We start from the raw sequence: 21,912 nt of genomic DNA on the forward strand, positions 1-21,912 counted from the left end.
AATACAACTTGACTTGTGAATGTATTATCATTATAGTGTGAATCAGTTCACACTTCACATTAAGGAGTAGTCTATGCCAAAAAATACTTTCTTTCGTTTAGATGAGGCAAGGCGCGAGGAAATATCGAATAGCGCTATGCAGCTTTTTGTTAATAGCCTTTACGAGGATATATCTATGAAGATGGTTTTGGATAGTTTGTCCATGCACCCCGGAACATTTTATCGGTATTTTGAAGACAAAGATGACCTATATTGTCACTTAATACGTAATGTGACCCAGAAAAGAGCTGCATATTTTAATAACAGTAATGAAGATTCCCTTTACAGCTATTTCCTTACTGGCTTATTTGGTAACGTTAATGGCATGGTGACCGAGCCACTGAATGAGTTGGAAATCAAACTAACTAAAACATTTTCATATATTCCTGAGGACATTTTACTGAAAGTATATGTGAATGTGTTAAAGGGCGAGTCATTCCCCATGATCAAGGACATTTTACGCCGAATGAGGGTTGATGGATATCTAAGGCCTGATGTTGACGACGATCTGATTTCTTTTATGTTTGAGTCAATGCAGCTTAATTTAATCTTGTTTTTTAGGGAATTCGATATTAAGGACTCTAAGCTGCAACATAAGATCAGCAAGTACTTTGCTGAATTTATGGGTCATGGGCTGCTTGAAGATCATAAATATTCTGAAATGGTTAGCGATCTCAAGGGGGAAAGAAAATGAAAACCTATGACGTATTTCCAGAACCAATTGGCGGCTATACTGTCGGTCGAACCCAGATGGATTTTGAGTACACGGCATCAGATTACTCAAAAAGAGAACTGACCGCTTTTGTGTACTATCCGTCTGACAGTAGCGAAGGTAAGACTACATCAACGTACATGTTTCCTGAAGTCTACGGGATGTTTAATGAGCAGCCACTTGTCACTGCATTGAAGGATGTTTTCTCTATAGATATCAAGACCCAGTGTTATGACGACCTTGCTCTCTCTGGGAAGCAAAAGCGCTATCCGGTGTTATTCTATGTTTGCGGTGGGGGTGGTTCTCCAGAATGGGGTACAGTGCTCTGTACAGACTTGGCAAGCATGGGGTATGTTGTGGTAAGCATCGGCCATCAGAATAGCACGATGTATAAACGTAAAGATGGGCGCCTGTTTAATGTATCCAAGGATTTTTCGGATGTCATTACAGCGTTTGGTGAAGATCCGGAGATGCTGGCGTTGGCTGGTAAGATGGAGATGCGTCCTGACGATGAAACTGCCATTGAGATGTGCCGTAACGTGCTTGCACTACCGATACTTTCCAAGATAACAGAGTATAGTGAATTACAGGCAGAAGATGTGAGGTATGTAGCCGATTATCTTTACAAACTGGACTCTGGAGAGCTGAATTCCATCTTTAAGGGTAGATTACTGCTTGACATCGGCATGGGTATAGTCGGACATTCTTATGGAGGGCCTACGACGGCGATGGTTTGCCGGGATGACGACCGGTTCGCCTGCGGGATTGGCTTGGATAGCAGTGCGTTTGGACTTCTTGACAGCGATCTTAAGAAACCCTTCTTGTTCCTGTTTTGTGAACCTAACTATAATATGAATGCGGTTATTGGCGCTAACAATAGCATGGAAACCTATTATTTCTCAGTTGATCGTGTTGCACATTTGGATTACTGTGACATTGTGTTTACCAGTGTTAATGAGGAACTCAGAGGTGAACGGGATGCTATGGAGATGCGAAATCTTGTTACAAACTATGCGAAGAACTTTTTTGATCATTACATACTGCAGAAGGCAACAAGTGTGGAAAGTCTGGCATACGATGGTGTGGAATTGATCAATAAGACCAGCAAAAATTGACATAACCGAGAGGCTACTGATTAATATATGTAAATTAATGCATGTCCAAGAGCTAGCCGTACAGACGCAGAGCCGATAACCTATTACGCGGTTATCGGCTCTCTGATATTACAAATTGAAATCCTGGTTCCAATAACTGACGCTTATTCGGCCTTAGTCCCGCCAGTGTTTACTTCGCTTCCAGGCTCCATCAACATGATATGACATTCCTTTTCGGCGGAAGGCTTGATCTCAACTCCCTTGGGAACAATGTACATCTCACCCTTAGAAATCTTCACTTGCCCATCACGAAAATCAATAATCATTTCCCCTTCGAGCACGAAAAACAACTTATCGGTTTCTTCATGAACGTGCCACTCAAAATCTCCAGCAATCTTAACGATCTTAAATTGATAGTCATTCATTTCACCAATGAGTTTCGGAGACCACAGATCGTTTAATTTTGAGAATTCCTCATTTAATTTAATAGCTTGATAGTGCATCGTCATTCCTCCTGTGTATTAAGCCTTTATATTCAGTATACGGATTTAATTTTTGGTATAACATGGATGCCTGTTGAAATCAGGATGGATTATTGATGAACTTCTGGCGATACTCCGTAGGAGAAATACCATTTTGTTTCTTGAACACTCTACTAAAATAGAAGGGATCAGCAATGCCAACGGTTTCAGCAATGTGTTGTACAGACGCGTCACTTGCAGACAACATTTGTTGCGCCATGTTTATACGATATTTCAATATATAATCTGCTGGCCCCATGCCCGCATGTCTTCTAAATACATAAGAAATTCGATTACGATTCACATTATATAGCTCTGCGAGCGATGTTACTGTCAGGCTTTGATCATAGTTTTCATGAATATGAGTAGAGACCCGTTCGAATAAAGCATCAGATTCATTACTATTTTGCCGATGATCCACACATATTAATGCCTCATTCAGCACATCACGGAAGAGCATCTCGGTCTGAAACTTTGACATGCCTCCACGCTGATTATACACATGCCAGAGTCTCGTAATTAGTTCGATCAGACGAGGGGATTGACCCGTTGATAATTCGAAATGCTGATGGGAAAAGCTTGATTCATCGAGATCTGAACTACATATTCGGTATAAAACAAGGATGTATTCCCAGTCGTTTTTATTAAACACGGTTTGGTCCAGTTTCATTTTCGCACCCCCGTGTACAACTTTTCCTGGTGAGAAGATATAGGGTGTACCATCAAATTGGAATTGAATCTTTCCTGTCAAAGGAAATACAAATCCAGGAAAAGAATCGGTAAAGTCGGCGTGGGGCACGCCTGGATTTCTAGCATATCGATATATTCCTTCTACTTGAAAAGGAATATGTGCAAAATGCGCTGCCAACTGATTCACATCTACTTTCACATTTCGTACCTCGTTTCAAAAGTGTTTGCTGGTCATGCTGAGATAAATCGCTGTATATCTTACTCCAACACTATTGATAATCATTATCACTGTCAATATATAAAATGAAAAATGATGCTTTTGGCTACGCTCAAACCAGCATTAAACGGTTCCATGCCGGGTAAGCGAACCAACATGGCGAATGCGCAAGCACTTTGTAAACTATGGGCAATGAGGTCCATCTCGTGTTAATATGTGCACTAACTAATTCAATAACAAGGTACTACGTATACAATAAACCCAGTTGGGGATTGGAGTATCGCTTCTTCGGTCACCTTGACACTGGAGTAAAGGAGGCAGTATGAGTAAATCGCTGATCATCGTTGTCCTGATAAGCAGTATGTTGATCGTTCAAGGTTGCGTGCCTGAAATGAGAAACGACTCCAGTGTGGAGGAAAAGGCCATGACTTCAGCAGATGAACAGCTGTTCAAGGCAGTAGAGGACAGCGATACTGAACGCATCGAACAAATGATTCAAGCAGGTGCCAATATCAATGCTCAAGATCAGAGTGGACGAACGGCTGCCATGATTGCAACCTACAACAATGATTTGGCATCAGCTACACTATTAATTGAAGCGGGTGCAGATGTGAATATACAGGACGATATGAAGAATAACCCGTTTCTGTATGCTGGAGCTGAAGGATACTTGGATATTTTGAAGCTGACAATTGAGGCGGGAGCGGACCCAGCGATAACGAATCGATATGGAGGGACAGCGCTTATTCCAGCTTCGGAGCATGGATATGTGGATGTAGTGAAAGAACTACTAACTCAAACTTCGGTGGATGTGAACCATGTTAATCAATTAGGATGGACAGCACTACTCGAAGCGATCATTCTTAACGATGGCAATGTACAGCAGCAGGAGACGATACAATTACTCATTGAGCACGGAGCAGATGTCAACATACCGGATCGTGATGGGATATCACCGCTCAGTCATGCGAAGAATAAGGGCTTCAAGGAAATTGAAAAGATTTTGGTTGGGGCTGGTGCGAGGTAGATCACTGTTATATGGTCAAAGAAATACAAGTTAATGTTCAGTTTTCGGTGGGAATTGATGCCGGACCAGATCATCGTATTACACACAAAAGCCGCTATAATAGCGGCTTTTGTAGTATAAAGAACCAAGTCTACATCCCAAGCAAGAACAGGATTAGAACTTACATTGTATTTAATTGGATGATTATATATTTAGATATCAAGCTTACGATTACTAATCCACTTCACCATTTCAGGATCGTTATGGGAGAAGAACAGGCTCTGTTTGGTATCTAGCGCAGTAATCGACTCGATATCTCCGTGGCTTAATTCGAAATCAAAGATATTGAAGTTCTCAATAATTCTTTCTTTACGAACCGATTTTGGAATGACAACGACTTCTCTTTGGGTCAACCAGCGCAAAACCACCTGAGCAACCGATTTGTTGTACTTTTCACCTATAGATACCAGTACCTCATTCTGGAACAAGTCATTTTTCCCTTCAGCAAAAGGTGCCCAAGACTCGATCTGAACATTATTTTCTTTCATGAATTGTCCAGTTAAGATCTGTTGGTTGAAGGGATGCGTTTCGACCTGGTTTACAGCAGGAGTTACTTTGTTTTGCAGAATCAAATCGATTAGACGATCAGGCTGGAAGTTACTTACTCCGATTGCACGCACTTTTCCTTCACGATACAATTCCTCCATTGCACGCCAAGAGCCATGTACGTCTCCAAAAGGCTGATGAATTAAATATAAATCCAAATAGTCCAATTGCAATCGTTGCAAGGATTTCTCAAATGCTAATTTTGTACGTTCATAACCTGTATCCTGAACCCAAAGTTTCGTTGTAACAAATAATTCTTCTCTCGCCACACCGCTACGTTTAATGGCTCTACCAACGGCTTCCTCATTTAAATAAGAAGCGGCTGTATCAATGAGTCGGTAACCTGCCGATAGGGCATCTATAACACTTTGTTCACATTCGTTTGCATCTGCAATCTGAAACACGCCAAAGCCGAGGATCGGCATTTCAACACCATTATTTAAAGTTACTTTTTCCATTTGTTTTCCCTCCAGTTATAGCATGTCTATATTATGGCACTCCTGATCCAAAAACAGATATCTAATTCGTCTTACATGCTTGCCTAATCCTCTTAGCACCATACTTCTATTAATAACCCATCAAAAAAACGAATGAATAAAGTCTAAAACATCCACATAGTTCGTAAATAACTGTGAACAAATCGTTAATTCATTGACATTTCATGTTAATTTTATTAGAATACGAAATGGACTTCAGGTTAAAACAGATATGAGTATCCTTAGTTTTGGTTTAGACTTAGCTGTTAAATCCTAACGACGAATATAGGAGCGATAATAATACAATCCTATACGAAGATTAGGATTTTTTGTTTTTAGCTTTGGAGTACAATTTGAAGGTTGGAGGCTGGCTTTACCATGGACAATTGGTTCAAACTAAAAGAACGAGGCACGAGCATTTCCACAGAAATTATCGCAGGGGTTACAACATTCTTCACAATGGTATACATAGTTATCGTAAACCCAGGAATACTCAGCAGTACGGGCATGGACTTTAACGGAGTATTCATAGCAACGGTACTGGCTAGTATTGTGGGAACTCTGATTATGGGGCTATGGTCCAATTATCCGATCGTCATCGCGCCGGGTATGGGTCTGAATGCATTCTTTGCCTATAGTGTAGTTGCCGGATATGGCGTGTCTTGGCAGGTTGCACTGGGAGCTGTATTTATAGCAGGGATTTTGTTTATTATTTTATCGCTTACTTCATTCCGTTACATGTTGCTTGATGCAATTCCCGCAAGTTTAAAACATGCAATAACAGCAGGGATCGGATTGTTTATTACAACGGTAGGTCTGCAAAATGCCGGCATAATTGCCGATTCAGAATCGAATTTGATTACGATCGGGAATTTGGCTGAGCCAATGACTTATCTGACCATTATCGGATTGATTATCACCGTTGTGCTGATGGCTTACAATGTGAAAGGTTACCTGTTCATCGGCATGGTCGTTACAGCGATACTTGCCTGGATCATGGGACTATTCCAAATGCCGGAATCGATTGTATCCATGCCGCAAGGCCTCGCGTCAACGGCTTTGCAACTGGATCTGGCTGGCGTATTCTCAAATGGCTTGTATACGATCATATTTACGTTCCTGCTGATCACACTGTTTGATACAACGGGCACGATGCTCGGCGTTGCTGAACAAGCAGGATTGCTCAAGGAAGGTAAATTCCCACGCTCGCGTGGCGCACTGTTGGCCGATGCCGTAGGAACAACGAGTGGCGCTTTGCTCGGAACAAGCCCAACCTCTGCTTACATCGAATCCAGTACAGGGGTCGCTGCAGGCGGAAGAACAGGACTGACGGCGGTAACGGTAAGTGTGCTGCTTGCGCTGACATTGTTCTTCACACCGATCGTAAGTGTAATTTCAAGCATTCCGGCGATTACTTCTCCGGCACTGATCATTGTTGGGTACTTTATGATTAACGTTATCAGCAAAATCAAATGGGATGATCTCGAAGAAGCATTTCCGGCCTTCCTGATTATCATCCTTACTCCGTTGACGCATAGTATTGCGACAGGTATCGGCGTAGGTTTCATCTTTTATCCGGTGCTCAAGCTGCTTCGTGGAAAAGGTAAAGATGTTCATCCGATATTCTACATTTTTGCGGTATTGTTCTTCATCCAGCTTGTGTTCCTGGACCACTAAATGGTCTAATCATAAGGAGAACTGCTCTAAACAAGCAGCTCTCTTTTTTTTGTTTGTTCATATTCAGTTCATATTCCCGTCACGAAGGGTACATCTTACATGGTTACACTATACCTATGTCGCAAGAGCGGCTCTACAGATATAAAGACAGGAGAAGATGGATGTGGCAAAAACAGTAGATATAACAACAACGGGGACTAAGGGCCGTAAAAAACGGAACTTATGGTTAAAAATAATTGGAGGTATTGTCGGCGCGCTGGTGCTATTCATGGGCATCACGTTTGTCGTTCATACAATCAGTAATGGGATCGAGAAAAAGAAAATTGAATCGTATGGCCAATATGTCAACGTTGATGGAAAAAATATGAATGTGTCCATTCAAGGCAGCGGAGAACAAACCATTGTGCTTCTGCCTGGACAAGGAACCCCGTCGCCCGTACTTGATTTCAAATTGTTAATCGATGAATTAACCTCTGATTATAAAGTTGTGGCAATCGAGCCTTTCGGTTACGGATTAAGCGATAAAACCGAGACGGAGAGAACAACGGAGAATATCGTCAGCGAAATTCATGAAGCTGTACAGCAGCTCGGAATTGATCGTTATATTCTGATGGGCCATTCCATCACGGGACTATACGCTGCGACTTATGTGAACACGTATCCGGATGAAGTTTCTGCTTTTGTCGGGATCGATAGCAGTGTTCCAAATCAACCTGGCATGGATGTTAAATTACCTTTGAACTTAATGAAGTTCCTGCAAAAATCAGGTCTAATGAGAGTGATTCAAAAAGTGAGCGGTGATTCCTATAAATCACTTGCATACGATGAACATACTAAAGAACAGATGAAGTTGATTGCGAATCAAGTCTCGACGAATCCGACACTGATTGATGAGCTTAAACACCTGGGTTCCAATTTCAAAAATGGAGAAAATCTCACGTACCCTCGTGATCTGCCGATGCTTCTCTTCGTACAGTCCAATAACGAGCACAATCCACAGTGGATTCCGCTACATGAAGAACTAGTGAAACAATCGGCACAGGGCAAAATGATCCCAATGGAGGGATCGCATTACCTTCATCATACGAAATTTAAAGAAATCGCCGAGGAATTCAAATCTTACATGAAACAAATTCAACCCATTAGTAATTAACTGTAAACGAAAAAACATAAAAAAACGAGTCACCACAAGGTGACTCATTTTTTTGTTTACTGCGATAAGCCTTCTGTTACTTTGTCGATGTTCCATTTGACCATGGTGATGTATGTGTCTCCGTCTTCACCTTTTTTAGCCAGGGAGTCTGTAAAGATTTTCGAGTGAATAGGGGCACCTGTCTCAGTAGATACCGTCTCCATCGTCTTCGGATTAACGCTGGTTTCTACAAACAGAGCTGGAATCTGGTTTGTTCTGATAATATCAATAATCCGGTTCATCTGATCAGGAGTACCTTGGCTATCCGTATTGATTTCCCAAATGTACGCCGCTTCAAAACCATAAGCCTTGGAGAAATACTTGAATGCACCTTCACTTGTTACCAGAATCCGTTTCTCCGCGGGAACTTTGGCAATTTGATCTTTGGCATACTGATCGGCTTCCTCTAATTTGGTAACATAAGCAGCTTGGTTGTCCAAATAATACTGCTCATTTTCCGGATCTTTCTCAATGATACGCTTCGTAATAATGTCCACATACTTGATTCCGTTTTGAATGTCTAGCCAAGCGTGTGGATCTTCCTGCGTTTCTTTGCCTGCTTCGCTAAGATACATCGGTGTTACTTCTTCCGAAACTACGAACGCAGCGTCCGTTTTGTTAGTAACCTTCAGGAGATCCTGGAACCAACCTTTTCCCGTTTCGAGGTTAAGTCCGTTATAGAAGACCAGATCCGCCTCTGATATTTTTTTTGTGTCTTGTGGTAAAGGGTCATACATGTGCGGGTCGGTTCCAATGGGAACCATGCTGTATACTTCGGCTTTGTCACCCGCTACATTCTCCACCATATCCGCAATAACGGAATACGTGGCTACAATCTTTAATTTATCATCTGGTGTAGTCGATGCCTCTGTGCTATTAGATGTTGTATCGGAACATGCGGATATAATAACCATAAGGGTAATAAAAACACCAATCATTTGTTTTTTCATTGTGCTTTCAATCCTTTCTTAAAAAAGTTGTTTTTCGGTGTCAGAATAAAGGAAATGGCGAACCCACTTACACCAACAAGCACAATCGTTGCACTCGTTGGAAGGTTGAATTCAAAACTAAGTATTACGCCAACGACTCCGGATAATGCTCCGTATACCGAAGCAAAGATGATCATATGAAGCAATTTGTTAGTCCATAGATAGGAGGTCGCTGCCGGTATAACAAGCATCGCAATTACCAGTACAATCCCCACCTGGGAGAGGGAAGAGACGGTGACGACGGAGAGCAGAAGCATGAGCAAGTAATGATAAAAGTTGGTGTTCAATCCGTACGCTTTGGACACGACCGGATCAAACGAACTGATCAACAACTCCTTATAGAACAAGGATACGACAGCGATTACGGCAAGCATGATGACAAAGGACTGCGCTAATTCTGACTGTGGAACAGCCAAAATATTACCGAACAGGATATGCGTTAAGTCCAGACCGCTTTTTGCAAACGTGATGAGAACGATGCCTAATGCGAAGAACGAACTTAAAACAATTCCGATGGACGTATCACTTTTAATCGTGCTGCGGTTGGTGATAAATTGAATCAGAATGGCAGCAATAAGTCCGAACACTGACGCGCCAAGCAGCACGTTGATCCCCAAGATGTAGGATATGGCTACTCCCGGCAAAACAGCGTGTGACAACGCATCACCCATCAACGACATTTTCCGAAGCACGATGAAGCTGCCGAGTACCCCTGATACAATACCCAATATAATCGCAGATAGACCTGCGTTCAGTGCATACACCGGAATATCGAGCCATGTTGACAACATGTTAATCATTCTGAACATCTCCCAACCCTTTAATCTGGATATTGCCTAGAGATGATCCATACGCGGCCTGTATGTTCTCCGTTGTAAAGGTGGTGGATACGTCTCCAAAAGCAACCAGCTTTTTGTTGAGAATAATGATCTTGTCAAAATACTCTTCAACCTCATGCAAGTCATGGTGAACAATTAAGATTGTTTTACCTTGCTCCCGAAGTTTTTTCAGCAGATCCACAATGATTCTTTCGCTCACGAGGTCAATACCTACAAAGGGTTCATCCAGAAAGAAGATATCTGCCTGCTGGGCGAGCGCTCTTGCAATGAATACCCGTTGCAGTTGTCCCCCGGAAAGGTTGCTGATTTGTTTGTTCGCGAGATCAGCGATATCCACCAGTTCCATACAGTGGTCCACGTAGGCTTTTTCTTTTTTTCCGGGTCTTCTGAAAAGCTTCAGCTTAGGGTAAGTTCCAGTCAGGATCGTGTCCTGTACCGTGATGGGGAAAGTCAGATCAACATCGCTTTTCTGTGGTACATATGCGATGTTCTTTTTTTCTTGAGCAATCGCGGTGCCGTTAACGGTAACGTTACCCGTACGTTTCTTGATGACGCCCAATAAAGATTTGATGAACGTTGATTTTCCCGCTCCATTAGGTCCAATGATACCGATCGTGAATCCGAGTGGAATATCGATATCTACATTTTGAAGCGCAGGATTACCAAAGTAATCCACATTTAGTTGACTGATTTGTATCATGGTTTTTCGCCCCTTCAAACGTTGACTCTATTAAAATATATTTCCTTAGTATAAAAAACATTCGCAAGCGCTAGTTTGTTTCCTTAGGGAAACTTTATTTCCTTAATCAATATATTATTGAGGCGGGCTTTTTGTCAACCATAAAATATTTTGTTGCGACAACGGATTGACCACAACGTATGGCTTTTATGGCACAACAAAAACCCTTCTATAATTTCTTGGGAAAGAAGAGAAGGGCTGATACTGATTATTTATGCTTAAGTTGAATGATGTCATCCAATCAAATAAAACGTATTTTTTTGCTACTGTACCAAATGTTCCAGATCCGGCTGCAACTTGTTTCGTAGAACATACAGCATGATGGCACCAACAAGGAACGCGACGACATCCGCAATGACGAGTGACCAGATCACTCCATGAAAGCCGCTCATTCGATTGGCGATATACAACACAGGAATCAGCGTGATGCCTTGAATGATGGACATAATAAACGCGGCGGTTCCTTGGGCTGTTGCTTGGAAGATCCCCATAAACAAAGAAGTCATTCCTGTAATGAACAAGGATAAGAAGGTTACATGAAGAATGTAGCTACCCATTTCAATTAATTGCGGGTCACTTGTAAATAAACCAATTAAGTGGTCGGAGATCAGATAGACGATAACGCCGAACACGACGGCTAACCCCAAAATGGACTTGATCGTAAATCCAATGGTTTGTTTCATACGTAATTTGTTCGCTGTAAATGAGAAGGCAATCAACGGCACAACTCCCTCGCATAAGCCCATCAGAATAAACTCAGGAAATTGCAATAAACGTGATGAGATTCCATATCCAGCTATAGCCTGATCGCCATATTCGGCAAGAAAAAGGTTAAGAATAAGCGACATGGCACCCAAGAAGACACTCATAACAAAAACAGGAACTCCGATTTTGAAGACGTTACTCAAGATGTCCTTGGAAATTTTGAACCATTTTAAGGAGACGGTTAAGAATTGACTCTTATAACTCATATGGAACGCGTAAAATGCACTCGCTACCAAGTTAGCAATGACCGTAGCAGATGCAACGCCGATCACACCCCAATGGAAGACAAAGATGAATAGCGCATCGAGAATAATATTCACGACAACACTGAGAATCATACCGATCATCGACGTAATTGCTGCCCCCTCGGAGCGTACGATATTCTCCAGCGTGAAGAATAATATGACGAATGGTGAACCAATAAGCATAATCGTGACATAGTCTTTCGTAAATCCAAAGGATTCAGGCGTTGCCCCCAGCCCATGAACGATTGGCTCAATCAACGGGAGTCCGACGGCAATCACAATAAGTCCGAGAACTAAGCTGCTGTAAAAGGCAAATGAAGACACATGCTTCAGATCATCAACTTTTTTCTCACCCAGCAAACGGGAGATGAATGTACCGCTACCTATACCAATTAAGTTGCCTAGCGCCATGATGACCGCGAATAACGGCAACGTTAGTGCGAGTGCGGTTAACATTGCCGTATTCCCCAGTGTACCAAGGAAATAGGCGTTCAAGATGGAATAGATGACACTCATTGACGTGCCTAGCATCATCGGAACTGCAAAGTGAGCTACGGCTTTGGCGATCGGTGCTTTTTCAAAGTAATGGAGGTTTTCTGCATCCATGTGAGTCACTACTTTCTGCGTTAATATTGATCTAATCTAACACCGTTAGATTGAACCTTACAGTGTTAGATGTTATCATGAACTTATGAACCTGTAAAGCATAAACTTACACTGTTAGATAAAAGGGCGGATACTGATGAAAAAACAACAGCCTCACATTTCGGAAGATAAGATTTTGGAAACTTCGTGGGAGCTTTTGGCGGAAGAGGGGATTGAGAAGTTCAGCATGAGACGCTTGGCAGACAAGCTGGGGATTCAGGCTCCATCTCTATACTGGTACTTCAAGAGCAAGCAGACACTCTACCAACGGCTGGCCAACCAGATATCGAAAATTATTTTGGACGAGTTTCAGTCTGAAGGGGACTGGAAGGAGCAGATGGAGGGGCTTGCGATCACCGTAAGGAGTGTGCTTAGCCGATACCCGTGTTCCACACAACTCATGATGATGACGCTGCCCCACGAACCGGACATGATTCGATTTACCAACCGCATGTTGCTCTGTATGGAATCAACACCACTAGAGCAAGAGCAGAAATTACAAGCAGTTCTCACGCTTGTGAACTATGTATTCTATTTTGTTCTGGACGATTATCAGCATCAGCGCAATATTTCTGCTGTTCTTAAGGACCAGGAAGCACTTCAGGGTGAAGAGATGATCAGCCTTCTGGACTCTATGAGTGAGAAGGAAGCTGGACTATTCAGCAAAATGTATAAGAATGGTCTATTTGAGGTGATGGGAACCGACGGAGCGTTTGAGTTCGGCTTGAAGCTGATTCTGTTGGGCATCGAACAAGTGATAAAGGAAGAAGAGAAGTAGAAGCTCATCGGATTCAAATGAATGGTATGATCCCCTCAAGGTAGACAGTGGGAAAAGAGAACATTTTAGAATGATCTCAACCATGTAAACCGGAGGGGATTTTTGTTATACGAGGAGGACAGCTGGCTTTCGAGAGCAGTGTTCGAAAACAAATATCATGTCATGGGTAAGAAAATAGTCCCACAGAATGCGATTACATATCATAGACTTTGCACAAAAAATCAATATATCTTAGATGGCGTGACGTTATGATCAATTGACGACAAAGAAAAATAAGGAAAACTTCCTATAAAGAAGGAGTTATAAATCAGCGATATAATAAAAGGAAACTTGTTCAACTATTCTATTGATGTGGGGAGATTTTTTCAGTGAAGAAAGTGGCTAGTTTATTAGTGATTGGTTGCATGTTTACAGCATTGTTTATGACATTTTCTGTTTATGCGGCCGGAAGTTCAAACATCTATTATGTTGCTTCAACGGGTAGTGATACGAATGCAGGCACCAAAAATGCACCATTTAAAAGTATAACAAGAGCACAGTCAGCGGCATCTTCTGGAGATACAGTATACATTCGAGGAGGAGTGTACGACGATTTTGAGATCGCAAGAATCGACAACACTTATAATTACGTACATGATATAACAAAGAGCGGGATCACTTATGAAGCATATCCTGGAGAAAGACCGGTATTTGATTTTAAAAACGTACCAACGAATCTGCGCGTAGCAGCATTTTTTGTGGGGGATAAAGTAACCGACATCACATTCAAAGGATTCGATGTAATAGGTATCAAAGTAGGCGATCAAGCGCAATCGGAAGCTTTCAGAATTAGAGGACAAGCTGATTTTGTACATATGGCTGCTCATGATAATGAAGCTATTGGTTTCTACTATACTGGAAATGGAACAGGAACCGTTCTGAATTCAGATGCGTATAACAACATCGGCCCAACGCCACTATCTGCAGGAAATATTGATGGATTCGGTGCTCATGGAGGGGACGTCTCATTCATTAACTCCCGTGCATGGAATAATAGCGATGATGGATTCGACAGTATCAGCTCCAAAGGGACTGTAATATATGACTATTGCTGGTCGTTTAACCATCGGGGCAATCAGGATGGGGTCGGTGACAAAAATGGATTCAAAGTCGGGGGCTATGCCTATAGAACAAGCGGGTTCCCAGATACACTACCTGTTCACACGGTTAAGTATTCTCTTGCTGTGAATAATGGAGCGAATGGCTTTTATGCCAATCATCAACCTGGACAATCAGCTACCTGGACGAACAACACAGCCTACAATAACAGTAGAGCAAATTTTGATATGCTGGAGCGTGTTAGTCTAACGGACATAACGAATATTCCAGGGTACAGAGAAGTATTACATAATAACATTGCGTTTACGGGTCGGGCAATCGTTAATGATAACAATTTGCCGGAGAATGTAACTAATAATTCGTGGACGATTAACGGAGGTCTTGAGATCACAGCTGATGATTTTGTGAGTTTGGATACAACTCAACTATCAGCGCCAAGAAAATCGGACGGTACTTTGCCTGATGTTTCATTCATGCTTCCTGTATCTTCGAGTCCTCTTAGTCAATACAACTTAGGCTATCTTGCTGACTAATCATTTGTGTGTTGAAGAACGACAATTGGTTGAGAGAAACAATGATCCAAATGATCGTAGAACAATCTACCTGTCCCTGACTGATGATGGAAAAGACCTTTTTCTCAGGCTTGATCGAAAACTTCGAGAACTTGTCCAACCTGTCATTTATATGATAATCAAGAGAAAGTGAAGTGCACCCCTAGAATTTCATCGGATAAACCAGTTGTTGATTCCAATGTCTATTCTGAGGGGTGCACTTCTTTATTATCCTAATTTTCTGAATCGATTAAAGCGCAGGAACTTAGGCAGTGCAGTATGGTAAGATTTCAGCCCAAAGTACATCAGCATGCCTGACAACGTAATTAATCCGCCTATGAATTGAAAAGGAGAGATGGTTTCTTCCAACAGTAGATAAGCCAGCATAATGGCCAGAACAGGTTCACCGATAATACCTACAGAAACCGTTGTTGCCCCAATGGATTTGAGCAGCAGATTGAAAATGTACTGACCAAAAATGGTGGGGATGATCGCAAGTAGTAGGAAGTACATCCAATCGGATGATTCGTAATTGGTTAAAGAAAGGTTATTCCATAAACTGTAGACCAGCAGGACACTTCCGCCAATAATAAAGACAACAACACTATATATATTCGCATCGATTTTTCGACTCACTTTCTGTCCCACCAGCATATACGCCGACACCAGTATGGTTCCTATCAGTGACAGACCGTCTCCGATCAGAGCTTCTCTTGACACGCCAATATCTCCCCAGGCGATAATCACCGAACCGAATAGGGCGGTAATCAAACATAGCACGGTAGGTATACTTGCTCTTTCCTTAAACATAAAGTATGACCCGATCATCACAAACAAAGGTTGCAGCGCCAGAATGACCATGGAACTGGCCACTGAAGTATACACCAGCGATTCCATCCAGAACAAGAAATATAGACCAAGAAGCAGGCCAGCCAGAAAAACGGTGCTCCAATCCTTTGAATTCATTTTTAAGAAACGAATCGTTTTCCAAGGGATAAACGGAAGCATAATAATGGCTGATATATACAGCCTGTACATACCGGCTATAGCGGTCGGAGTATCCGAAGATTTGATCATGATTGAAGAGACGGATACCGACAAAATGGCGATAAAAAGCAATACATAAGGATGAAAAAACAGCGACAATTTATTATCTTTCACATATAAGCCTCCAAAGTTCTTATCCGGTCGTCTGTGCACAGGCTATTGTGATAAGTCAAAGATTTGATATAATAATATCATTATTTTTGTGAATTTCGTGCAGTTAAATCGCTATATAATATAGATATATCGTCAAAGAAAGGAACATCATAGCATGGTGAAGCAACTTTATGAGGATATTTTGTATTCCGATCTTTCGTTTCCCTATATCATGTACACACATACACGTCATGCAAGTATCCCCGAAGGCAGAGGGTTCAACGATCTGCATTGGCACGAAGATCTACAGATCACATTAGTCACGAAAGGTAAGCTGGTTATTCAAATTAACGGAATTGATCATACATTGGAAACGGGTCAGGCGATCCTGATCAACAAGAGAATTCTTCATATCACAACAGAGCTGACGCATGATGGTCAATATGTTAGTTTCAACTTTCCCGAAAAGCTATTAGCCTTTCATGTAGACAGTGCAATGGAAAAAAATTATGTACTGCCTTATACCAATTCTTCTTTGGTTTCGCTTGTGATTAAAAAAGATTCGGAGTGGGAAACACAGATATTAGACATGCTTTGGGATATGAGGGAGACGTTTAATGCAGATAAAAAATGGGGATGGGAATATGAAATTTCAATTAAAACAGTACAGTTATGGTTTGTATTAATATCCAATATTTCAGTTCCTCCCGGAGAAACCCCAAGAAGCGAGAAGCGTCAGCAGGAAAGATTACAGTTAATGCTCAGTTTTATCCATCAAAATTACGCTCATCCAGTCACGCTTCGTGAGATTGCTGATGTAGCACATTTGAGCATTTCAGAGTGTACCCGATGTTTTAAGAAAACGGCTCACATGACACCTTACGAGTATTTGATCAAATACCGAATCAAGAAGAGCAAAGATCGCTTATTATCGACGAATGATACAGTAACCGAGATTGCAGAAAAAGTAGGCTTTAATCACGTGAACCACTTTATCCAGTCTTTCAGAAAGCACGAAGAAAAAACACCGAAAGAGTTTCGGTGCTCTCCATACCCTGATAGTCATGCATAAACGCTAAACGAATATTCTTTTACGTTTATAGCGAATTTTAAAATTTTGCCTGAATTTCTTTTAAAAACAAATCCGCAGCAGTCGAAAAGACCTGATGTTTTTTCCAAACCATATTCAAGCCAGATTCAAGTCTCGGCTCTAGGGGTCTGAAACAAAGGTCGCTTTCACTGGACGTATTCACTATTTTATCAAGTGTTAATGCATAACCAATGCCTTCTTCAACCATAATGGCAGCATTATATGCAAGATTGTAGGTAGTAACGACGTTTAATTTGTCAAAATCTTCACCAAACCAGTCCGCAAATTCATTTTTCGAAAATGTCTGCTTCATTGACTGTCGTGAACAGATCAGTGGAAGATGTAATAAGTCTGTAGATCGAATCGTATCTTTGGAGGCGAGTGGACTTTCTTTTCTCATAACCACTCCCCAAACATCCTTGTCGGAGAAGTTGATATAATTATATTTGGAGACATCCGCTGGCTGGATTAGAATACCGAAGTCAAGGAGTCCCTTGTCAAGCCGCTCAGTTACATCATCTTCGTTACCACTGTAAAGGTGATAGCGTATATTGGGATATTTATTTTGAACTTCTTTTGCCACTCTTGCAATCTGTTTCATGGCTTCCGTTTCTCCACCGCCTATATAAATATCTCCACTTATGGTTTCTTCCATGGATTCAAATTCTGCCTCTAATTTATCGACCATACCCACAATTTCTTCAGCCCTATTTCTTAAAAGCATACCTTCATCTGTGAGAATAATACTGTAACTACTGCGAATAAATAATTTCTTTCCCAACTCTTGTTCAAGGTCTTTCAATTGTCTGGACAAGGTGGGCTGCGTAACATGCAAGAAATCAGCAGCGCGTGTAATACTTCCTTCTCTCGCGACCGTAAGAAAATAACGCAATACTCTAATCTCCATCGTAACTCCTCCTTTATCCTTTACATTCTACAATAAACCTAACAGAAATGCCTTTTAAGCATATCTTGATATAAGATATGAGTATTTGCTATGTGATGTATAAACGCTAAACTAAAGAGCGTGGCAACTAGAGAAGAAACTGAAGGGAATGAAGGATATGGATAAGACAAAGGTATGGTTTATTACTGGCGCTGTTCGAGGTATGGGCACAACTATTGCGAAGGCTGCTTTAAATGCTGGACACAAGGTTGTGGCTACCGGCCGGAATCCCGATGCGGTGGTTCGTGCGATCGGTGATTCCGAGAATGTAATAGTTGTCCCATTAGATGTTTGCCAGCCTGCAGATGCACATTCCGCAGTCAAGGCGGCAATTGAACGGTTCGGGGCGATCGATGTACTCGTAAATAATGCGGCACATTTCTGTGGAGGGTATTTCGAGGAACTGACCCCTGACCAGATTGAACATCAGCTACAGGTGGCATTGGTTGGTTCCATGCACGTTACCCGGGCCATATTACCTGTGATGCGCACCCAACGTTCAGGACATGTTATCTCGATCTCTTCGGGCGCTGGCATTTCAGGATTTGAGTTTAATTCGGCCTATAGTGCAGCGAAATTTGCGCTTGAGGGATGGATGGAGGCACTGGCTCCTGAGGTAGCTCCATTCGGTATTTATACGACTATAGTCAATCCCGGATTTTTCCGAACAGAATTTCTTACCGATACATCCTCGACTTTCGCTAAGCCCTCAATTGAGGACTATGATGATCGGAGAGCTGGTCATCTGGAATTTTTCAATAATCAGAACGGGCAGCAGCCTGGAGATCCAAAAAAACTTGCCAATGCTCTCCTTCAAATTGCAAACGAGGCCCAACCGCCGCAACGCTTCATTGCAGGAGCCGACGCGATCGACATTGCAGAGCAGAAAATTGCTAATCTTAAGACAGAGATCAATGCTTACCGGGATCTCTCTAAATCCATGGCATATGACAACTAAACGAAACCACCTGCTTGTATTCATTCTGACCTTTGGTGTATTCGGTATATTAAATACGGAAATGGGCGTAATCGGAATCTTGCCTTTGATTGCAGAACATTACCAGGTCAGCATCTCAACCGCTGGTTTAATTGTGAGTCTTTTTGCGCTTGCGGTTGCTGTATCTGGTCCGATTTTGCCCTTATTATTTTCGGGCATGAACCGCAAGCATGTCATGTTGTTCGTGCTTGGTATTTTTATTGTGGGAAGCCTGGTCTCCGCCATCACATCAAACTTTACAGTATTAGTCATTGCACGTGTCGTTCCGGCCTTTTTCCATCCTGTCTATTGCTCATTGGCATTTACCGTCGCTGCGGCGTCAGTCCCCAAGGAAGAAGCGCCGAAGGCTGTGGCTAAAGTATTTGTTGGCGTGTCGGCAGGCATGGTGCTTGGAGTACCCCTTTCGAGCTTAATTGCTACCAGCACATCGTTGTTCTATGCGATGTTGTTCTTTGCCGCCGTAACAGTCATCGCATTCGTAGCAACACTTCTGTTCGTGCCCTCAATGCCAGTTACGAAAAGAATCTCGATCGGTACTCACCTATATGTATTGAGAAGATCCGTGATTTGGTTATCCATTGCTGGTGTGATCTTCATGAACGGAGCCGTATTTGGGGCCTATAGTTACCTTGCTGAGTTTCTGAAAACCGTGACCAGATATGACTGGAACACCGTCAGTGTGATGTTATTTCTATATGGCTTGGCCAATATGGTTGGGAACATGCTGGCAGGGAAACTGCTCGCTAATCACCCGTTAAGAACAGTCAAGATGTATCCAATTGCACTAATTGCGGTTTACATCTTGCTGTTCACCTTCGGACAATTCAGCGTGCCAACAGCCTTCCTTATTTTCATTTGGGGAATCTTAGGAGGCATAGGGGGCAACATTACTCAATATTGGGTGGTATCTGCAGCACCAGAGGCACCCGAATTGTCGAATGGGATCTTTCTAACCTCTTCCAACCTGGGAACAACACTTGGCGCTAGTGTATGTGGACTAATCTTAACTGGAATAAGTACACAATATATTGTAGTTGGAGGAATCGTATTTCTAATATTTAGTATTGTAACGAATTACTTCAGAATCTCCATGACTGGTCGAATAAAGAGTTCAAATGTCGAAGGATAAGCAGACGAACGTAGTGACAGGCGTTTTAATTAGTCTTTCGGCATTTTGCTCTCGTCCATGTACAACAGGTTCCAGCGGTGACCGTCCAGGTCAGCAAATCCTGCACCATACATCCAGCCGTCTATTTCACCCGGCTTGCCAAAGATGGTTCCTCCAGCAATCTCTACTTTTTGAATAAATGCATCCACTTCTTCTCTGCTATCAGCACCAATGGAAAATATCACTTCTGCACTATGAGAAGTATCTGCGGTTTTGGCACCTGTAAATTTCTCAAATGTTGCGTCCGGAAATAGTAGAATCGTCGTTGAGCCTATGACAAGCTGGGCTCTCTCGTTGCCAACATTCTCCCCATGGAATCCAATCGCATTGAAAAAGGTAGTGGATTTCACAACATCTTTCACTGGTAGGTTCATCCAGATTTTTTGTGACATGGCTGCAGCCTCCTAGTATATACTTTCAACTACGTTTACTATACTCTACTTCTAGCAGGGTTTGAACCCTGAGAGTGTTCTCTATATAATAACCATAACGCTTACCTAACTTACCTAAGTGAGGGATAATTTGAAAGGATGGCGATGGTGGATGAGCGAACCTTGGGCTGCTTCAATGAGTGGTGTTCCGTGGGATGAGGAAAAAATGAAGAACGCTATTACGCAATTGCGAAACCGCGCTACGATAAATTTTGTTGTTGGGCTGGATGAGATGCATAATCTACGTCAACTGGATGAACATGTGTTTGCCAAACGCCCGGATCTGATTCTATCTATTTCTAATACCGACATGAAGGGGCGTTATACTGAAGAATTTCTGGAGATACTCGCCACATTAAAGCATGTCACCGCTTTGCAGCTGGATCTCAAGCAACCACAAGATCTGAGTATACTCGGTGCGATGAAAAGGATGGCGTTTCTCACCATTCGCTCGCCCAAAATTCAAAATTTGGATTTCATCCGCAACTTTAAAACCTTAGACTATCTCGCACTTAGCGGGAAATATTCGGATCTCTCACCAATCGAGGACTGTATTCGCCTACGTACGCTTGTTTTAAATTGTGCCATTGATCAGCTTGATTTTGTTGTGGACCTGCCGTTCATCGAGTATTTGGCTATCGATCAATGTACATTGAATGGTTCACTTGAGGTGCTGGCTGAATCGAATATCCGTATGCTGAGATTATCCTCGGTCCGTAATCTAACCCAGATTGATGCACTGGGGGCGCTGCAAAATCTAGTCTATCTACATCTATCATTACCTAAGATCGAGCGATTGTGTGACTTTTCAGGGATGAACAATCTCCGTCAGCTAGAACTGGATTTCATGAAATCATTACAGAAGATCGATAACCTGTGGACTGCGGATCAATTAGAGGTACTGGTCTTGAAAGAGATACATAAGGGGATCAAGGTGGAAGCTTTCGAACGTTTGACCGAAATGCAAAGTCTTCGCCAGGTGGATTTCCGTTATATCGATCACAGCAAAGGACGTATTGCGGCCATGCGTAAACGAATGATCGATTTAGGAAAAGAGCACCTTCTCTATGAGAATATTGCTGAGGAAGAAAGAATACCTTCCACGGGACTGGTGCATTTGTCAAAAATCCTAATGTAAACATGACATGACTACATACTCAGTTATCGGAGTATAAAAAAATGGTTCGATGGAAAGTCGCTATTTTAGCGGCTTTTTTTCGTGTTTTATACATGGATTGAACATTTTGTTTGAAAATAGCCC

Annotated in this window: 21 protein-coding genes; 11 read left to right on the forward strand and 10 right to left on the reverse strand. The window is 42.1% G+C overall.

Translation table 11 applies throughout. The annotated features are described in order from the left end of the window. The first annotated feature begins 73 nt into the window (after positions 1–73). Both OM416_RS01795 and OM416_RS01800 read left to right on the forward strand, forming a co-directional pair. Positions 74–733, forward strand: coding sequence for a TetR/AcrR family transcriptional regulator (locus OM416_RS01795; RefSeq protein ID WP_264926430.1), 660 nt, complete (start codon positions 74–76; stop codon positions 731–733). Then, the gene (locus OM416_RS01800) at positions 730–1,866 is read left to right on the forward strand and encodes a choline esterase (protein ID WP_264926432.1); all 1,137 of its coding nucleotides are present in this window, start codon (positions 730–732) and stop codon (positions 1,864–1,866) included. Before OM416_RS01795 ends, OM416_RS01800 begins: the two co-directional genes overlap by 4 nt. A 143-nt stretch (positions 1,867–2,009) precedes the next feature. Here OM416_RS01800 and OM416_RS01805 read toward each other — a convergent pair whose 3' ends face one another. Next, positions 2,010–2,348, reverse strand: coding sequence for a cupin domain-containing protein (locus OM416_RS01805; protein ID WP_074095159.1), 339 nt, complete (start codon positions 2,346–2,348; stop codon positions 2,010–2,012). A 79-nt stretch (positions 2,349–2,427) separates the two neighbouring features. Next, positions 2,428–3,255: an AraC family transcriptional regulator gene (locus OM416_RS01810; protein WP_264926435.1), complete on the reverse strand. Its 828-nt coding sequence runs from the start codon at positions 3,253–3,255 to the stop codon at positions 2,428–2,430. 340 nt (positions 3,256–3,595) lie between these two features. Here OM416_RS01810 and OM416_RS01815 point away from each other — a divergent pair, with 340 nt between their 5' ends. After that, the gene (locus OM416_RS01815; RefSeq protein WP_264926437.1) at positions 3,596–4,300 is read left to right on the forward strand and encodes an ankyrin repeat domain-containing protein; all 705 of its coding nucleotides are present in this window, start codon (positions 3,596–3,598) and stop codon (positions 4,298–4,300) included. Between the two features lie 191 nt (positions 4,301–4,491). Here the strand turns inward: OM416_RS01815 and OM416_RS01820 are convergent, their stop codons facing one another. Continuing rightward, the gene (locus OM416_RS01820; protein ID WP_264926439.1) at positions 4,492–5,343 is read right to left on the reverse strand and encodes an aldo/keto reductase; all 852 of its coding nucleotides are present in this window, start codon (positions 5,341–5,343) and stop codon (positions 4,492–4,494) included. Between the two features lie 396 nt (positions 5,344–5,739). On the opposite strand from OM416_RS01820, the gene OM416_RS01825 reads away from it, so the two are divergent. Both OM416_RS01825 and OM416_RS01830 read left to right on the forward strand, forming a co-directional pair. After that, a complete protein-coding gene (locus OM416_RS01825) occupies positions 5,740–7,038 on the forward strand; it encodes an NCS2 family permease (protein ID WP_264926441.1) in 1,299 nt (432 codons plus the stop codon). Positions 7,039–7,195: 157 nt separating this feature from the next. Then, positions 7,196–8,191 carry an alpha/beta hydrolase gene (locus OM416_RS01830; protein ID WP_264926443.1) on the forward strand — a complete coding sequence of 332 codons (996 nt, stop codon included), beginning with the start codon at positions 7,196–7,198 and terminating at the stop codon, positions 8,189–8,191. Positions 8,192–8,247: 56 nt separating this feature from the next. Here the strand turns inward: OM416_RS01830 and OM416_RS01835 are convergent, their stop codons facing one another. The 4 genes from OM416_RS01835 to OM416_RS01850 form a co-directional block, all read right to left on the reverse strand. After that, positions 8,248–9,180 carry a metal ABC transporter substrate-binding protein gene (locus tag OM416_RS01835; RefSeq protein ID WP_264926445.1) on the reverse strand — a complete coding sequence of 311 codons (933 nt, stop codon included), beginning with the start codon at positions 9,178–9,180 and terminating at the stop codon, positions 8,248–8,250. After that, a complete protein-coding gene (locus OM416_RS01840) occupies positions 9,177–10,010 on the reverse strand; it encodes a metal ABC transporter permease (protein WP_264928773.1) in 834 nt (277 codons plus the stop codon). The genes OM416_RS01835 and OM416_RS01840 overlap by 4 nt, the downstream gene beginning before the upstream one ends. A gap of 1 nt (position 10,011) precedes the next feature. Continuing rightward, positions 10,012–10,755 (reverse strand): metal ABC transporter ATP-binding protein, encoded by a 744-nt coding sequence (locus OM416_RS01845; protein WP_413775760.1) that lies wholly within the window; start codon positions 10,753–10,755, stop codon positions 10,012–10,014. Between the two features lie 305 nt (positions 10,756–11,060). Then, on the reverse strand, positions 11,061–12,413 hold the full coding sequence (locus tag OM416_RS01850) for an MATE family efflux transporter (RefSeq protein WP_264926449.1): 1,353 nt from the start codon (positions 12,411–12,413) through the stop codon (positions 11,061–11,063). A gap of 136 nt (positions 12,414–12,549) precedes the next feature. On the opposite strand from OM416_RS01850, the gene OM416_RS01855 reads away from it, so the two are divergent. After that, on the forward strand, positions 12,550–13,230 hold the full coding sequence (locus tag OM416_RS01855; protein ID WP_264926451.1) for a TetR/AcrR family transcriptional regulator: 681 nt from the start codon (positions 12,550–12,552) through the stop codon (positions 13,228–13,230). Positions 13,231–13,598: 368 nt separating this feature from the next. Further along, positions 13,599–14,861, forward strand: a complete 1,263-nt coding sequence (locus OM416_RS01860) for a right-handed parallel beta-helix repeat-containing protein (RefSeq protein WP_264926453.1) — start codon at positions 13,599–13,601, stop codon at positions 14,859–14,861. A 246-nt stretch (positions 14,862–15,107) separates the two neighbouring features. Here the strand turns inward: OM416_RS01860 and OM416_RS01865 are convergent, their stop codons facing one another. Beyond that, positions 15,108–16,040, reverse strand: a complete 933-nt coding sequence (locus OM416_RS01865) for a DMT family transporter (protein WP_264926455.1) — start codon at positions 16,038–16,040, stop codon at positions 15,108–15,110. Positions 16,041–16,194: 154 nt separating this feature from the next. Here OM416_RS01865 and OM416_RS01870 point away from each other — a divergent pair, with 154 nt between their 5' ends. Beyond that, entirely contained in the window at positions 16,195–17,091 is an 897-nt protein-coding gene (locus tag OM416_RS01870) for an AraC family transcriptional regulator (RefSeq protein ID WP_264926457.1), read from the forward strand. 37 nt (positions 17,092–17,128) lie between these two features. Here OM416_RS01870 and OM416_RS01875 read toward each other — a convergent pair whose 3' ends face one another. After that, positions 17,129–18,016 carry a LysR family transcriptional regulator gene (locus OM416_RS01875; protein ID WP_264926458.1) on the reverse strand — a complete coding sequence of 296 codons (888 nt, stop codon included), beginning with the start codon at positions 18,014–18,016 and terminating at the stop codon, positions 17,129–17,131. 157 nt (positions 18,017–18,173) lie between these two features. Here OM416_RS01875 and OM416_RS01880 point away from each other — a divergent pair, with 157 nt between their 5' ends. Both OM416_RS01880 and OM416_RS01885 read left to right on the forward strand, forming a co-directional pair. Continuing rightward, the gene (locus OM416_RS01880) at positions 18,174–19,013 is read left to right on the forward strand and encodes an SDR family NAD(P)-dependent oxidoreductase (protein WP_264926460.1); all 840 of its coding nucleotides are present in this window, start codon (positions 18,174–18,176) and stop codon (positions 19,011–19,013) included. Beyond that, the gene (locus tag OM416_RS01885; RefSeq protein WP_264926462.1) at positions 19,003–20,181 is read left to right on the forward strand and encodes an MFS transporter; all 1,179 of its coding nucleotides are present in this window, start codon (positions 19,003–19,005) and stop codon (positions 20,179–20,181) included. Before OM416_RS01880 ends, OM416_RS01885 begins: the two co-directional genes overlap by 11 nt. Positions 20,182–20,210: 29 nt before the next feature. On the opposite strand, the gene OM416_RS01890 is transcribed toward OM416_RS01885, so the two are convergent. Continuing rightward, the gene (locus tag OM416_RS01890; protein WP_264926464.1) at positions 20,211–20,612 is read right to left on the reverse strand and encodes a VOC family protein; all 402 of its coding nucleotides are present in this window, start codon (positions 20,610–20,612) and stop codon (positions 20,211–20,213) included. A gap of 151 nt (positions 20,613–20,763) precedes the next feature. On the opposite strand from OM416_RS01890, the gene OM416_RS01895 reads away from it, so the two are divergent. Continuing rightward, complete coding sequence (locus OM416_RS01895) at positions 20,764–21,789, forward strand: hypothetical protein (protein ID WP_264926466.1); 1,026 nt, start codon at positions 20,764–20,766, stop codon at positions 21,787–21,789. The last annotated feature ends 123 nt before the right edge of the window (positions 21,790–21,912 follow it).

It is taken from the genome of Paenibacillus sp. LS1 (assembly GCF_026013365.1).
Taxonomy (GTDB): Bacteria; Bacillota; Bacilli; order Paenibacillales; family Paenibacillaceae; genus Paenibacillus.

What these genes read in the sequence shown, in the direction of transcription:
- OM416_RS01825 (WP_264926441.1), top strand. Translation starts at nt 5,740, where the DNA reads ATGGACAATTGGTTCAAACTAAAAGAACGAGGCACGAGCATTTCCACA.
- OM416_RS01870 (WP_264926457.1), top strand. Translation starts at nt 16,195, where the DNA reads ATGGTGAAGCAACTTTATGAGGATATTTTGTATTCCGATCTTTCGTTT.
- OM416_RS01875 (WP_264926458.1), bottom strand. Translation starts at nt 18,016, where the DNA reads ATGGAGATTAGAGTATTGCGTTATTTTCTTACGGTCGCGAGAGAAGGA.
- OM416_RS01805 (WP_074095159.1), bottom strand. Translation starts at nt 2,348, where the DNA reads ATGCACTATCAAGCTATTAAATTAAATGAGGAATTCTCAAAATTAAAC.
- OM416_RS01800 (WP_264926432.1), top strand. Translation starts at nt 730, where the DNA reads ATGAAAACCTATGACGTATTTCCAGAACCAATTGGCGGCTATACTGTC.
- OM416_RS01840 (WP_264928773.1), bottom strand. Translation starts at nt 10,010, where the DNA reads ATGTTGTCAACATGGCTCGATATTCCGGTGTATGCACTGAACGCAGGT.
- OM416_RS01815 (WP_264926437.1), top strand. Translation starts at nt 3,596, where the DNA reads ATGAGTAAATCGCTGATCATCGTTGTCCTGATAAGCAGTATGTTGATC.
- OM416_RS01880 (WP_264926460.1), top strand. Translation starts at nt 18,174, where the DNA reads ATGGATAAGACAAAGGTATGGTTTATTACTGGCGCTGTTCGAGGTATG.
- OM416_RS01885 (WP_264926462.1), top strand. Translation starts at nt 19,003, where the DNA reads ATGACAACTAAACGAAACCACCTGCTTGTATTCATTCTGACCTTTGGT.
- OM416_RS01835 (WP_264926445.1), bottom strand. Translation starts at nt 9,180, where the DNA reads ATGAAAAAACAAATGATTGGTGTTTTTATTACCCTTATGGTTATTATA.
- OM416_RS01850 (WP_264926449.1), bottom strand. Translation starts at nt 12,413, where the DNA reads ATGGATGCAGAAAACCTCCATTACTTTGAAAAAGCACCGATCGCCAAA.
- OM416_RS01895 (WP_264926466.1), top strand. Translation starts at nt 20,764, where the DNA reads ATGAGCGAACCTTGGGCTGCTTCAATGAGTGGTGTTCCGTGGGATGAG.
- OM416_RS01820 (WP_264926439.1), bottom strand. Translation starts at nt 5,343, where the DNA reads ATGGAAAAAGTAACTTTAAATAATGGTGTTGAAATGCCGATCCTCGGC.
- OM416_RS01890 (WP_264926464.1), bottom strand. Translation starts at nt 20,612, where the DNA reads ATGTCACAAAAAATCTGGATGAACCTACCAGTGAAAGATGTTGTGAAA.
- OM416_RS01855 (WP_264926451.1), top strand. Translation starts at nt 12,550, where the DNA reads ATGAAAAAACAACAGCCTCACATTTCGGAAGATAAGATTTTGGAAACT.
- OM416_RS01795 (WP_264926430.1), top strand. Translation starts at nt 74, where the DNA reads ATGCCAAAAAATACTTTCTTTCGTTTAGATGAGGCAAGGCGCGAGGAA.
- OM416_RS01830 (WP_264926443.1), top strand. Translation starts at nt 7,196, where the DNA reads ATGGATGTGGCAAAAACAGTAGATATAACAACAACGGGGACTAAGGGC.